Here is a 14,377-nt window from a genome sequence, read left to right as displayed (position 1 = left end):
GCACAGATCATCGACGCCAAGTTGAAAAGCCTGAACGACAGGAAGCAGTGACCGCGTTCTCCCCCGCTCAGTTGAACGCTGCGGGACTTTCAGCCCCGTACTCGTGTAATCACTGCGGGGGGCGCTGGGGCGGCTTGAAAACCTGCCACTGCACGGTTTGTCACGACACGTTCACGACCGTGACCGGGTTTGATCGTCACCGCGCCGGATCGTTCGAACCAGACGAGCGTCATTGCCGACACCCAAGTGCTCTCGGGCTTGTCGACGCTGGGCGTTCGTGTTCATGCTGGGGGCGGCCGAACACCCGACACGACGACGACGGAGCGTGAGACGCGGATCGCCTTCTCCCACTGGATCTTTCGATGCGGTGCGCTCGTTCTCGGACAGTCGTACCATCGCGCTCGTAGGGGACGAGAACGGCTCGACCCTCCAAGGAGATCGCATGATCGAAGTCATTGCAGCCCTGGCGATCTCGCTGTCACCTGCTGACCCGTCACCGGGTATTCAACCCCCGGGGCCGAACGGGCAAGCGCCGGCCGTCGTCATGCTCCCACCCGTCTGCGCAACGTTCATGCCGGGTTGCGGGTATTCGTACGACCCAGGGGATGGGACGTGGCACCAGTCGGGTTGACTTGTCGCACAGCCAGAAGGACCCCCGCGCTACTCGACATGCTCAAGCGCGGTCAAGGCGCAGCGACTCGGCCCGCTCTACGCGCCGGGCGCAGGCGCGCCGGGCGCAGGCGCGCCGGGCGCAGCCGGTGGTGCTGGAACCACAGCCGCATTTCCCGACATGCAATCATGAAGCTCCTGACTACCCGGGGCGAAGTCGAAGCCGCAGTTGCAGTCGTGAGCGTCCTTGGGCGGGAGCGCATCGCAATAGGGGGTGCTAGCCGAGGCCGAGGGTGCGGTCCACATCATAGCTGCGGCCAGGGCTGCGGTGGCCATCAATACTCTCGTCTTCATGTTGGGATTCCTTTTCTCTGGAAGACGACGGCACTCTGCCGCTGCTGGTTACAGCGGTGACAGCATTTGTAGCACTACGCTAGCCCGCGCTGCCAGATTTTTCTCTAGTACCCGTCCCCCCTCCATCCAGTGCAACGCTGGCGGGGGTGCGGCCCGGTCGATGCCGGGGTAGTGGCACGCAAGTCTCGCTATGTGCCGATACCCCACAGGATTCCGCCGAGGGTGATGAGCAGACCCCAGATTGCCCACCGTAGGTCCAGCACCTGCAGGCTGTTGAGTTTGTCGTTCAGTTCCCGTATCTGAGATTGGATGTGGTCCCACGTCTTTCGTTGCAACTCCTCTGTATCGGCACGCGCCTTCTTGAGGTCTTCCGTGATACTGATGATCAGTTTCTCCAACGCGCGCGGATTTCGTCGCGCAGTGCCGAGTCAACGCGGAAATCGCCGCGCGCTCTGATGTCGATGACTTCGTCGGGATCGGTGTCATCTCCGATGCAGTACGTGAGCAACAGATTGGCGGCGTCGAAGTCGTAGGTGGGGTTAACGTCCCAATGCGGGAGAATCGGGTGGTCGCGGCGCATAGGTCAACACTGCCAGCAAGAGCAAGCGACACACCGGGCCGAGTCACACACTCCCGAGCCCGTCTAAGGTGTGCGGGAATCGGGCGCTCAGGCCTTAAGCATCCTTCACCACCACCGCGGAATCTTCCTCAGCTCCGAGAGGCTGGCCGCGAATTGGGTTGGCGCCCACAAGATGTCCTCTGGCTTCGGCAGCGTAACCAGTTGGAAGATCAAGTCTTCTGATTTCAACGGCAGCGGCCCGAGCACCTCGCGTAGCTCATCCCAATCATGTGCACGTTCTGCCTTGTGCAGAAACCTGATCAGCGCTCGGGGACTCGGCTCACGTTGATCTGACTCTTGGAGGGGCCGGCAAGCAGTTCCGCCGTGTTAACGGTCACCTGCACCTACCGACGCTCCGCTCAGCTCTCGAGCGCCAGACCGCCGAACCTGTCGAACCCGTCGTGCACAATGACGAGGTGAGCGCAGCCTGATGCTCACCGGACCGCCACCGAAGTTCCACGGAACCTGGGACATCCTCTCGCCATATTCGTCCTTCGATGTGTTGTTGATAGGGGTCTGACCGCTTGCGATGGTAGCTCCGCCAGGCTGGGTCCCGAAGTAAATCGCTGCTTCAGGAGGCGCGATGCTTGTTGACAGCAGATCGTCGCCGGGCTTCCGACATCGGTCGGCAATCTTGACGCCGACGTACGCGAGCCCTGGGCAATACTCTGCGGCATGTCAGCGGATTGGGCTTTAGTTATGGCGGAACGGCGCCTGTGTACAGCAGCCCCCATTCGTTGTAGAGGGCGTCGAAGACGAGCTTGCTGCCTCTCGAGTCGTAAAAGATGTCCATTTCGTCTTCGATCACCAGCCCCGGCGGGGGGCCTGCACGGGTGATGAGCATGAGTGAGGTGAGCCTGTCGTGGTTGCGGCATGGGTAGCGCATCCCGTAGGCGGCGGCGGTTTTGAGCAGTATCTGCGTACCGGTGGTGCGGGTGCGTGTGTATCCGCGGTTTCCACAGCAAAGGAGTGACGCGTCGAGGTTCAGCTTGGTGGCGCCAGAGCCGTAGACGGATGCCACTGTGACATCGTCGTCGAGGCGCAGCAGCGCGATCTTCTTGTTGGTCAGCCAGGCCCGCTGCACCAGGCCGGACTCCGGAATCCGCTTGTTACGCAAGACGCCTTCGGCGACCGCGCCTTCCACAGTGTCGGCCACATAGATATAGCCGCCTAATTTCGGGTCGGTGGGCTCGAAGCGGCCTTGGTCTGGATCGGGGCACGGTCGAGTTTTCATGTTGAAGGAGTTGGCGTCCCAGGTGGCGTCAGCGCGCATGATCCGGTAGAGGAGGGTGCCGGCGGAAACCGGTTCGGTGTCAGCTACGCGTCTGTTGTACCGATTTGTCGGCATTGCTCAGTCCATGGCTTGCCGGCTGAGTTTCACCGCGAAGTCGATGAGTTCTTCTGTGAGTTCACCTGTTTCGAGCATGTCGATGGGGCGGTGATCATCGAGTGCCTCGTCTTCGGTGTACCACCAGTCCAGGGTTCCCCAGGGATCTTCGTTGCATTCCAGGAGTTGGTTGGCGTAGGCGACGATGGGGCGGATCTTGTGGCGAGGCTCGTCGATCTGGAACTTGGGGTAGCGGTACTGGTTGTCGTCGATCGGGATGGCCAGCAGTTTGTTTGAGCGGCGCCGGTTTTGGGCGATGGAACGATGTCCCTTGCCCGAAGGGGAAAGGACTTTGCTTACTTCCGCCGAACTGTAGGTGTCCTCGAGCGAGATAGGTAGCTTGTAGTCGAGAGTCCCGGTGGGCGTGTCCAGGGTGACCTGTAGCGGCCTGATCTGGGCGGTGGCCGCGTCTACCTGTTCCAGGATGCGCAGCTGTGCCTCCGCCAGAGCAGTCAAGCTGCCAAGCGCCCCACCGATCACCGCCGCCTGATCGCCGCTCGCCGTGAGCTCCTCAAGGGCTGGCGTCTGCGCGGATGCCAGCCCGGTGGCGGCACCACGCAACCGTACCGTCACCACGCCGTCCTCAACGTCGACGCCGACATCCTGGCTGGCATCGAGACCGGGGACTTCGAGCCGGACCAATGCGTCATCGCCGTCGTTGCTAACCTCGACAGCCGGCACCACAAGCCGCCCACCGGCGGCGGCTAAGGCGCTGCCGGGTAGCAAGGTGTCGCCCTCGCGCAGCGAAAGGATCGCCGTCGGCCGGCGTGGCCAACGGTAGGAACTGGTCCGGCCGGATGCCGGCGCGCTGGACTTCCGCGCCGATGCGCTGCGATCCGCGGGGCCAAACTTCTCCAGTAGGGCCTTGCGCTGACGAACACCCAGGCCCCTGAGCCGCCGAGCAGGGTGTATCTCCAGCTCCACCATGATCTCCTGCGCCTTGACCTTGCCCACCTTTGGCAATGCCTCCAGCAGCGTCGACACCTTCATGGGCCCCAAGACATCATCGGTTTCAGCGTCCTCAAGCACTTGCTTTAGGTCGGCGCCACCCCGCTGGAGCCGAGCCATGAGCTCAGCGCGCATGCGCCGACCAGCAACGGCCTTCTCCGAAGCAGCGGCGCGCTGCTGGTCAGTCAACTGCGGAAGAGGCACGATCGCTCCAAAGTCGTCGTCACGTCCACGGGTTACACATGCCCATGGATCCGATTATCGGTACCCCCATTCTAATACCTGAGAACTACGATCGCTACCTCTTCTGTAAGACGCGTAGTGATCGTAGCGCAACGGGATAGCGGCCAGGCTGGTGCTGCAACCGGAGTCGCCAGCCGGTTAGCGGGGGCGCCGGTGGGCGGTGGTGCTGGACAACGGCAACCTGGTGTTCGCCAATACCGACCAACTGGTCCCCGAGTGATCTGTGGTGGCCTCGGTTTGGGAGCTGTGAGCCGTTGCGTGCCCGGATCGGGTGAGTCGTCACTGGACTCATAGACGACCTCGATGTCATCACCTGCCGCCGTCGTGTGACCCTAAGCGCCCGGTCCGCGCTGCGCACGACGTTGCACAGGAACTCATACTGCGGTCGTGTGGAGGCGATTGCAGGCTCAGGCGGCCACCTGTGTCACCGTGACCATTTGGTATTTCATCTGCTCAATTTTCGTCATCAGCTCCGTCAGCCGCTGGTTGACATCAGGCAGCGTTGCCAGTGGACTCCATTACTTGGGCAGGGCGGCGCCACTCACTGAGCGATCGGGCCGCGGGACATAACCATGTCCTAAAGCTGACGACACTTGGCGAGCGCAATCTGCTGTACGAATTGAGGTCTCATGGTGAATGCAGAGGAATATACTGCGACCCGCTCGGCGGTGACGGGAAGGAGATCGCGATGAATCTGTGGTTGCGGTCTTGGACTGCCGTGGGGATAGCGGTGTTGGCTCTTACGTCGATTCCTGAGATATATGCCGTCGTGCAACCCTCCGGTGTGGCCAACGCCGACGTCTGCGCCAGCGTCGGCAGACGTGTTTCGGTCAGCGGGTGCACCAACGTTGCCGATACGGTCAACACCTATGTCCCGCCGCCGGCCGACTATGCGCCGCTGCCGCAGGACTTTCCGCCCCCGCCCCCACCACCGCCGCCGGTAAGTGTCCGCGTTGGAGCCGGCCAGCGTATCCATGTGAGCGGGTGCACCTAAAAGCGCGACTCCGCGCGTGGGCCCCGGCGCTCCCGCCTTGCCGCTGCTGAGCAGTTGCGTCACCACCTGCGGGCTGATGCCGGCGACGCCCCCGCCGGCGCCCGTGCTGAGGCAGGTCGGTGACTCGGCCATGAAAGCGCCCTTGTCTCAACTCATTTGCTCGTACGGGCGATCTCTGGAGGTAATCCTAACGGGGCTTCGCCCCAGCCCGACGAGGCATGCCGTGGTCGCCCTGGGTTAGGAGGCTCCGGTCGGACGGGGTTGAGACCGTGACCGCAGGACGGGTCCGGTGTATGAACCGCATAGCGCGGTTGGTTGGCCTGAACTGGCCGCCCGTCCGATCGCAGTCCGTTCATGACCGTAGCGCGATCCGTCGACGATGTCCTCACCAAGCACGTGCGGTTTCAGGTTGAGTGCATCGACCGCATGTTTGTCAACGTTTATGTTCCGCAGCTGCAGTACCCGGCCGGGTTGGTCGGCTACGTGCATCGACAGTTGGGGTTGCCGATCGCCTCGACCGCGCCGCTGGCGAAGATCACCGACGCGTTCTGTGCAGCGGTGCACCGATTCGCCCGCGACAACGGCATCCCATGGGTCGATTTCGTCAAGGGCCAACGCAAGGACGACGTGATGCACGAGCACCTGGCCCGGTTCACCGGCAGCCACGGGGTCGTGTTCGTCGGCCGGGCGCAGGAGAAGACGAAGCTGTTCCGCACCGAGAAACGCCGCGACGCCAACGGCGATTCCTACCCGTGGATAGTGCAGACCACCGGGCTGGTCAACCATTTCTACTTCTATTGCTACGACGACGATTTCGGCCCATTCTTCCTCAAGTTCTGCTCCTACTTCCCCTACAACGCCAAACTGTGCATCAACGGCAACCACTGGGCGCAGCGCCAAGCCGCCAAGGCGGGGATCGGGTTCACCGCGCTGGACAACGGTTTCGCCGCTGTCGACGACGTGGACCGGCTGCAGGCGATCTGCGACAGTCTGGGTCCCGAGCAGATCGACGCGCTGTTGCGTAAATGGTTGGCCATCCTGCCGCATCCGTTCACCGCGGCCGACCGGGCCGCAGGCTACCGCTACGACCTGTCGATCCTGCAGGCCGAATTCTCCCTCACCCAGGTGCTCGACAAACCGGTCTCCGGACGGATGTTCTTCGAACAGGTCATCCGGGACAACCTCGACATCGGCCGCCCAGACCAGGTGGCACTCGTCTTCGACCGGCGGCTGATCCGACGCGGACCTCGGCACACCCCGGGACCATTCCGCACCCGGGTGATCACCGAGGGCGTGACCCCCAGCCTGCACGTCGACTACAAGCACACCCGGATCAAGCAGTACCACAAGGAAGGAAAAGCCCTACGAACCGAAACCACCGTCAACGACACCACCGACTTCTCGATCGGCAAACGGCTGACCGATCTGCCCGCCCTGCGGGAGATCGGCTTCTCCGCCAACCGGCGCCTGCTACGCGTCCAACGACTCAGCCACGACCCGATCACCGGCACCGACACCCTGGCCGCCATCACCGGCGCGGTCACCACCGCCACCGGCACCCGCGTGCCCGGACTCCGCTTCGCCGAGCGGCGCAGCCACGCCCTGCTGCAGGCGCTGCTGGCGTTCCGCTGCCACCCCAACGGGTTCGCCAACAAGGACCTGCGCGCACTCACCAGCGAACTGCGCGGACTCGACCCCACCACCGTCACGGTCGCACAGACGACCTACGACCTGCGCCGGCTCAAATCCCGCGACCTGATCACCCGCATCCCAGGCACGCACCGCTACCAGGTCACCGACCACGGACTGGACACCGCGAAGTTCCTCACCACCGTCCACGACCGCATCCTGCCCACCGGGCTGGCCGAACTCGATGCCCCCGACCCCACACCAGGCCGGCTCCGAGCCGCCGCCACCGCCTACCGCAAAGCAGTCGACACCCTCACCACCACAGCACAATTCGCCCCATGAACAGACCCAGTCCCCCGAACCCAAACTTGACTCAAAATTCCGGCTTTGCCGGCTCTAGCTTCGCTAGTTCCGGCGAAGAGTCGGCCTGGGTACCGAGGTTGACCGAAGGTAAGGTAACCCTTAGTTTGTGGGGGGTAACTTACTTCGTCGCAGATCCGGAATTCGTGTGGCTGCTGATGGCCGCGTCGATTCGGGGTCTGGTCGCGGTGATGCCGCTTGGTCGTCGATTGACGAGGTCATGGCGGATCTCAGCGCCGCGGGAAAGGACCGCTGATGGCACGCGGGTTCCAGGGGGTGATACTGCGGGGTTTCGGTGCCCGCGACCACACGGCAACCGTTATCGAAACCATCCGCATCGCGCCACATTTCATCCGGGTTCGGATGGAGTCACCCACCTTGTTCGAGGACGTGGAGGCAGAACCCGCGGCGTGGCTACGGTTCTGGTTTCCCGATCCCGAAGGGTCGAATACCGAGTTCCAGCGCGCATACACGATCTCCGAGGCGGATGTCGTCGCCGGCCGCTTCGCGGTCGACATCGTGCTGCACGACCCGGCCGGTCCGGCGTCGTTGTGGGCGCACACCGTGGAACCCGGTGAGACGATCGCCGTCATGTCCCTGATGGGCTCGTCGCGTTTCAAGGCGCCCGACAAGCGGCCGGCCGGCTATCTGCTGATCGGTGACTCGGCATCGATTCCGGGGATGAACGGGATTGTCGCAACCGTCCCCGACGATGTCCCGATCGAGATGTACCTCGAGCAGCACGACGACAACGACACGCTGATCCTGCTCGCGAAACATCCCTTACTGCGGGTGCATCGGGTTGCACGCCGCGACGAGAAGTCGTTGGCCGAGGCGATTGAAAACCGGGACTGGTCGGACTGGTATGTGTGGGCGACACCCGAGGCCGCGACCCTCAAGCATGTCCGAAGGCGGCTGCGTGACGAGTTCGGGGTTCCCAAGTCGGAGATGCACGTCCAGGCCTACTGGACCGCCGGGCGAGCGATGGGCACCCGGCGCGGAGACGAGCCGGACGCCACCGCCAGTACCACGCCGGCGCCCGATGACGGGCAGGGGGAAAACATTGCGGCACGTCGCCGCGGGCGGACGTTTCGACGAGTTCTGGCGGCGGCAGCACGAGGCCGCGGAGTGGTACATCCTCGCTGACTAGGGCGCGCGGTTGACCGCGGCTCTTGCCGTATGCCTTACAGTTGATCGGTCAGTCGAGCGGCTGAGGACTGGAGGCGTGCTGCTTATGAGTGCTGTGGTGTCGATTCCGCGGTACCCCGGCGACGTGACGTCCGAATGGTTATCGGCCGCGCTCAGCGAACGCCGCACGCCTATCGAGGTTTCCGATGTGGACGTCGTGGCCATCGGCGCCGGGCAGACCGGGTAGACCTACCGGGTGACGGCCAGATATGCGAAAGACCCTGGCGATCTGCCGCGAACCTTTGTGATCAAACTGCCGGCCCAGGACGACACCGTGCGCGACCGGGTCACCGTCGGCTACCGCAGTGAGTGCGCCTTTTATGCCACGGTGGCCGACCGCGTGCGAGTGCCCACACCGGAGGGCTTCTACTGCCAGATCACCGAGGACGCCTTGGACTACGCGCTGTTGCTCGCCGATCAGGCACCCGCCGTACAGGGCGATCAGATCGCCGGCTGCGGTGAGCAGGAGGCGCGCCTGGCGGTCGTGGCGCTGGCCGGATTGCACGGGCCCAGCTGGTGCGATCCGTTCTGGCTCGATCTTCCCGGCCTCGCGTTTCCCGTCCCGGATGAGGCTTCCGCCAAGGGCCTTGGAGACGTGGCCAAGATGAGCGCCGACATCACCCTGGAAAAGCTCGGCGACCGAATGAGCGCCGAAGATCGCGAGACCTTTGCTAGGGCAATGGGTTTAGTGACGCCCTGGCTCTTTGCCGAGCGGGACCGGTTCGCCCTGCTGCACGGGGACTATCGGCTCGACAACCTGCTGTTCGATCCAGGCCGGAGGTGGGTGAGCGTGGTTGACTGGCAGACGCTAGGAGTCGGTCTTCCGGCAAGGGATCTGGCCTATTTCACGGCAACCAGCCTGAATTCGCAACTGCGCTCGGCAATCGAGAATGACCTTGTCGACGAGTACCACCGCGCGTTATCGGGCTACGGCGTCACCGGCTACGACCGTGAATCATGTTGGCGCGATTACCGACTCGGGATGATTCAGGCCCTGTTGATATCGGCTCTGGGGTTTGCCTTTGCCACCGCCACCGAACGAGGCGACGATATGGTACTCACCATGCTCAGCCGGGGTTGTCAGGCGATCCGCGATCTGGGGACCTTGGAACTGATCAGCTGAGTCGGTCGTCCTGTCAGCCGAACGTTGACGAATATTGCCGACGCTGCCGGGTTCATGCGGTTATCGGCTGAACCGGCCGGCGAGGTATTCGGCCCGGCAGGCGTTTCGGGCGAGTTTGCCGCTGGTGGTGCGGGGAATGGCGCCGGCGGCGACGAGTCGGACGTCGGCGACCCGGACCTGATGCTCGCGCGAGACTGCTGCCCCTACGGCCGCCACAATCGGCTCTGGGTCCGCGCGCCCGACGCCCGCGGCACGTTCGGCGACGACGACAAGCTGCTCGACGGAGTTGCCGCCCGGTGTGTCGAGGGTGCCGGCCGGAACCGAAAACGCGGCCACATAGCCGGTCCGGATGGCGGGCGATGCCTTGCTGACGGTGGTCTCGATGTCGTGCGGGTAGTGGTTACGGCCATCGATGATGACGAGATCTTTGATCCGCCCCGTCAGGTACAGCTCGCCGTCAACGTAGACACCGAGATCGCCGGTCGCTAGCCAGCAGCTGTTGTCCGGAGCGCCCTCCGCGTGGCTGCCGGCCTCGAGGCGAGACTGCAGCTTGTTACCGAAAGTGCGTTGTGTCTCTTCTTCGCGCCCGAAGTACGCGCGGCCGATGTTGTTGCCCTGCAACCAGATCTCCCCGACGGTACCGTCAGGTACCTCGGCACCTTCGGAGTTGGTGATTACCGCCCGCAGATCCGGGAGCGGCGGGCCGGGGGAGACATGGGCGACGGCGCCCGGGGTGTCCGGCTCGACGACCACGGCGCGCCCGGCGGCAAGTTGACCACGGTCGAGGAATACAGCGCTCGCCGCCGCACTCGGGGCGGTGGTGGCCACCCCCAGCGTCGCCTCCGCCATCCCGTACGACGGCTTGATCGCTGTGGCGGGCAGACCATAGGGAGCGAACGCGTTGGTGAACTTCTCGATGGCCGCCATCGTCACCGGCTCGGAGCCGTTGAGTAGGCCGACGACGTTGCTCAGGTCAATCGTGTCGCCCTCCGGAGGCAAACCCCGCTCCGCCGCCAACTCGTAGGCGAAGTTCGGCGCGCCCGCAAATGTTCGGCCGATAGCCGCTTCGGCACTCAGTTCTTTGATCCATCGGTACGGCCGACGAACGAACGCCATGGGATCCAGCAGCACAAGGTATCCACCGCACAACGCCGGAAACATGATCATGAGCAATCCCATGTCGTGATACAGCGGCAGCCAGCTCACGCTGTGGATTCCCCGGTCCAGCCCGCCACCAAGGATCATCTGCAGCACGTTGGTGCAGACAGCGCGATGGGTGATCTCGACCCCGGCCGGGGTGCGCGTTGAGCCTGACGTGTACTGCAGATAGGCGATGTCGTCGGTGCGGACCGTCGGGTCGGTAAAGAGCGAAGCGAGCGTGTCCGGGATTGCGTCAACTGCGATCAGTCGCGGACGCCCCGCCACCGCGTGTGCCCGCAGAGATTCGCGCACCGACTCGGCCGCCGCGGTGGTGGTCAACACCACGGCTGGCCGGGCGTCCGCGAGCACCGCTGACAATCGCTCGGCGTGCCCGGACAGGGTAGGAGCAAACAGCGGGACTGCAATGTTGCCTGCATGGACGGCGCCGAAGAAGGCAGTCACATAGTCGATACCCTGGGGCGCCAAGATCGCCACCCGATCCCCCGGCTGGGTGACCTGCTGCAGGCGGGCGCCGATCGCACGGACCCGTGACCACAGCCCATTCCAGCTGAGCTCGACGACGCGCCCGTCCTGGTCTTTGGCGTATTCGATGAACCGGTACGACGGGAGGTCACCGAATGCTTTCCGGTTCTGATCGAAAAACGAGGTCAACGTCACACCGTCAGGTATGACGATCGTGCCATCTGCAAGAACGTAGTCATTTATGTCAGCCACCATCGGCTGGGCAGCATTAATCGACAGGGGATCCCGACCCATGAACAGAGTATAAAAGCGGCACTAATTATCCTGCGCGTAAAGTGCGGCGTGTTGGCTATCACTATTGGCAGGCAGTTATGGTGCACATCACACTGAGCCCGCTTAAACCGAAGTTGCGGTGGTGAGGTAGTGCGTATTCCGCGCTGAGCTGGGGATTTGGAGGTTGGTTGGGTCGGGGGCTGGCGCGGTGACGCAGTAGTAGCGTTCCGTTTCCAGTCCCCGCCCGTCGAACCGTGCGTGCGGTTCTCCCGCACACGGCTCACCGACGCCCTTCACCGGCGGGGTTTGATTTCTCCCGCCAGGCCCGGTGGGGCCTGGGTGCGACGACGATGCCGTTGAGGCTGATCAGACCCAGATCGTCGCCCGAGCGATAGAGCCGAGCGAAGCCCCAGGCGCGTCCACGCTGGTGGCGTTTCGCGATGAACAACGCGAGCCGCATCAACGCGTAGCGTCTGATCTGGTCGAAGGTGTGGGCGGTGTTCCCGTAGCGAAAATAGCCCGCCACGCCGCGCAGGAACAGGTGGATCTCCTGCACGACCTGCTCGACCGGGGCAGCCAGCCGGGCCCGCATCGTCATGAACCGGATGCGGTCTCGGGCATGCTGCATTGCCTTGCGTGAGGGCCAGCGGGCCAGGAAGATGACGCGCGTGCGACCGGGAACGGACCGCGATCGCACCAACCGATGATGGAAGCCCAGGAAGTCCACTCCCTGGCCCCCCGCGGTCAGCTGCACGATCCGAGTCTTGGCCGGTTTCGGGCGTAACCCGAGTTCGGCCAGCAGCACGGTCAACCGCGCCAACGCGGCCACCGCCTGCCCCTTCGACCGGCACATCACCAGCGCATCATCGGCGTAGCGGACGTAGGTTCCGTAGGCGCCCCGCCACGCCCGGTCAAGCCGGTGCAGGTAGACGTTGCACATCAACGGACTGATCACCCCGCCTTGCGCGGTGCCCGTCACCGGGCGCCGCACCGTACCGTGTTCCATCACTCCCGCGCGCAGGAACGCGCGCAGCAGCGACAGCAGCCGACGGTCACTGATGCGTTCCTGGACCGCAGACATCAACCCGGAGTGTGGAATTGCGCCAAAGCAATCGGCCACATCCGTTTCCACCACCCAGCGGGCACCCGCGAACGACTCATCCACGAGCACCTGCAACCCGTCGTGCGCCGCGCGCTTCGGGCGAAACCCGAACGAACACGGCAGAAAGTCAGCTTCAAAGACCGGCGCGAGCACGATCTTCACCGCCGCCTGCACGACTCGGTCACGAACTGCAGGAATCGACAACGGCCTCCGCTCCTGGGTCCCCGGCTTGGGTATAAACACCCGCCGGGCCGGGATCGGACGAAACGTCCCCGCCCGCAGCTGCGCTTCCAGTTCATCAAGCAGCCGGGACACCCCGTACTGCTCGACCTCGGCCAGGGTGATCTGGTCGATGCCCGGCGCGCCGTCGTTGCGGCGCACCTGGCTCCACGCCCGCTGCAGGACATCCCTGCGGTGAACCTTGTCATACAGCGCGTGGAATCGTCGCCCGGGATCAGCCTTGGCCGCCCGGTACAGCGCATGCTGCAAGGCACGGACCGCGTCGAGCCTACGCTCGACACCTGGGGCGGGACTAGCACTTACGGCACTCACCGGCCACTCCTTGTCAATTTACGCGTGGACGAAGCAGCGGCCCTTCCCCTCACCGGCGGTTGTGTTGTCCGTCCGGCTCGACCAGTACTACGGCCGCCTCCGACGCCGTCCCGACAGGTCGTCCACTTCCCGGCTCGTCACCGGTTATAGGACGCCACGCTCCAGCGAATCTCCGCAGTCGCCGGGCCGGGGACGGCCTCCCCTGTTCCCGCCGTCACCTTCTCAACGTTCCGCGCCCTCTACGCCGAGGAGTTCCTCGCGGCTGAATTCCAGGTTCTGCACCGCTTCCATGGCCTTCACCCTGAAGGACGGGGTTCGGCTCTCCTTTGATCCCGCTCCACACGGGCACATTCACGACGCGGCAGGCTTCGCTTGATGCTACGGACCGCTCAGTTGCTCCCCCTTACAAGGGCTTTCGACACTGCACTTCGACGCCGGGCGTTTCCCCCCGACGCCGGCAGTCTGCTACCGGGCCCCCTGGCGGCTACCCGGACCGGACTCACACCGGCTGGCAACGACGAGCTTCCAATCGAGTCAGATCACGTCATCACGCAACCCCTCTCGGATTGCAGGGCATACTCCCGGGTCTCGTAGAACTTGAGGTGGCGGTCCCCCGCTCGAGACCTGCCGTGTGGTAGGTGTCGGGCGTCCGCCAAGACACACCAACAGCAAGGGTGAACCGCCCTGGGTGGACTGCTCTCTGAGGATGAGCAAATGCGCGCTGTCTGCGGACCTGAAGTGATGCGCCGCAACGACCTCGAGCACGCGAGCGAGCGGAAACCATCGCCTGGGAGGACCATCCACCCTTTTCCCGGATTGGACAGCCAGGGCTCGCGAGGACGCAGCAGCGCAAGCCCAGCGCGTCAACTATGGCGGGTCATGCATAACTGATATTATGCATGAATTATGACCGCGGGCCGGCCCCACTCCACGACCAGCCGGGCCCCTCACGGACCGCGAGCGCCCGGACTGGTTTCGCGCATTCCTGACTGACCGCGCGACTCGTAACCCTCGCCACACACCCTGCAGGCATACCGGCACGACTTCGACGCCATCGCGACACTGATCACCGGCGCGCGCGAACATGCCGGGGCGCTCGCGACGGCCGAGCTCACCAAAGACGCGATGCGACAAGCATTTGCGGCCTATGCCGAATCGCACGAAGCCGCCTCCATCCGGCGGTGCTGGTCGACGTGGAACACCCTGTGCGGCTTCCTGTTTACTGCCGACCTGCTCCCGGCGAACCCGATGCAACTGGTAGGTCGGCCCAAACCCGGCAGAACGCTTCCCAAATCCCTGCCCCCGCCCGCCGCCGAGGCGCTTCTCAACGCCATTGACGCACCCGGTGCCCTCAAACGGCGGACCGACTGGCC

The 14,377-nt window shown here is 64.2% G+C and carries 8 protein-coding genes and 4 pseudogenes; 6 read left to right on the top strand and 6 right to left on the bottom strand.

Annotated features, from left to right (window positions below; all coding sequences use genetic code 11):
* Window positions 1-47 precede the first annotated feature (47 nt).
* On the top strand, window positions 48-329 hold the full coding sequence (locus ACLP9N_RS09865; protein ID WP_442407232.1) for an FDXHR family putative zinc-binding protein: 282 nt from the start codon (window positions 48-50) through the stop codon (window positions 327-329).
* Between the two features lie 822 nt (window positions 330-1,151).
* Here the strand turns inward: ACLP9N_RS09865 and ACLP9N_RS09860 are convergent.
* From ACLP9N_RS09860 to mihF, 4 genes and pseudogenes are all read right to left on the bottom strand, one after another.
* Complete coding sequence (locus ACLP9N_RS09860) at window positions 1,152-1,361, bottom strand: hypothetical protein (RefSeq protein ID WP_442407230.1); 210 nt, start codon at window positions 1,359-1,361, stop codon at window positions 1,152-1,154.
* The gene (locus ACLP9N_RS09855) at window positions 1,349-1,543 is read right to left on the bottom strand and encodes a hypothetical protein (RefSeq protein WP_442407229.1); all 195 of its coding nucleotides are present in this window, start codon (window positions 1,541-1,543) and stop codon (window positions 1,349-1,351) included. The genes ACLP9N_RS09860 and ACLP9N_RS09855 overlap by 13 nt, the downstream gene beginning before the upstream one ends.
* A gap of 736 nt (window positions 1,544-2,279) precedes the next feature.
* The gene (locus ACLP9N_RS09850; protein WP_442407228.1) at window positions 2,280-2,930 is read right to left on the bottom strand and encodes an RES domain-containing protein; all 651 of its coding nucleotides are present in this window, start codon (window positions 2,928-2,930) and stop codon (window positions 2,280-2,282) included.
* Window positions 2,931-3,809: 879 nt separating this feature from the next.
* Window positions 3,810-4,121: pseudogene (gene mihF, locus ACLP9N_RS09845) on the bottom strand (integration host factor, actinobacterial type); the annotation flags it as partial.
* 739 nt (window positions 4,122-4,860) lie between these two features.
* On the opposite strand from mihF, the gene ACLP9N_RS09840 reads away from it, so the two are divergent.
* From ACLP9N_RS09840 to ACLP9N_RS09825, 4 genes and pseudogenes are all read left to right on the top strand, one after another.
* On the top strand, window positions 4,861-5,154 hold the full coding sequence (locus ACLP9N_RS09840) for a hypothetical protein (protein ID WP_442407231.1): 294 nt from the start codon (window positions 4,861-4,863) through the stop codon (window positions 5,152-5,154).
* Between the two features lie 354 nt (window positions 5,155-5,508).
* Window positions 5,509-7,125 (top strand): hypothetical protein, encoded by a 1,617-nt coding sequence (locus tag ACLP9N_RS09835; RefSeq protein ID WP_442407227.1) that lies wholly within the window; start codon window positions 5,509-5,511, stop codon window positions 7,123-7,125.
* A gap of 273 nt (window positions 7,126-7,398) precedes the next feature.
* Window positions 7,399-8,220, top strand: a pseudogene (locus tag ACLP9N_RS09830) (siderophore-interacting protein); the annotation flags it as partial.
* A gap of 157 nt (window positions 8,221-8,377) precedes the next feature.
* Window positions 8,378-9,454 (top strand): annotated as a pseudogene (locus ACLP9N_RS09825) (phosphotransferase family protein).
* A 60-nt stretch (window positions 9,455-9,514) separates the two neighbouring features.
* Here the strand turns inward: ACLP9N_RS09825 and ACLP9N_RS09820 are convergent.
* Together ACLP9N_RS09820 and ltrA are read right to left on the bottom strand one after the other, a co-directional pair.
* A complete protein-coding gene (locus ACLP9N_RS09820; protein WP_442407226.1) occupies window positions 9,515-11,371 on the bottom strand; it encodes a fatty acyl-AMP ligase in 1,857 nt (618 codons plus the stop codon).
* A gap of 259 nt (window positions 11,372-11,630) precedes the next feature.
* Window positions 11,631-13,004, bottom strand: coding sequence for a group II intron reverse transcriptase/maturase (ltrA, locus tag ACLP9N_RS09815; RefSeq protein WP_442407225.1), 1,374 nt, complete (start codon window positions 13,002-13,004; stop codon window positions 11,631-11,633).
* A gap of 1,125 nt (window positions 13,005-14,129) precedes the next feature.
* Here ltrA and ACLP9N_RS09810 point away from each other — a divergent pair.
* Window positions 14,130-14,377: pseudogene (locus ACLP9N_RS09810) on the top strand (tyrosine-type recombinase/integrase); the annotation flags it as partial.

Origin of the sequence: Mycobacterium sp. (assembly GCF_052144515.1) — a bacterium.
Classification (GTDB): domain Bacteria; phylum Actinomycetota; class Actinomycetes; order Mycobacteriales; family Mycobacteriaceae; genus Mycobacterium.
Note: the sequence above shows the minus strand (reverse complement) of the source record. Positions and strands in the feature narration are given on the sequence as shown.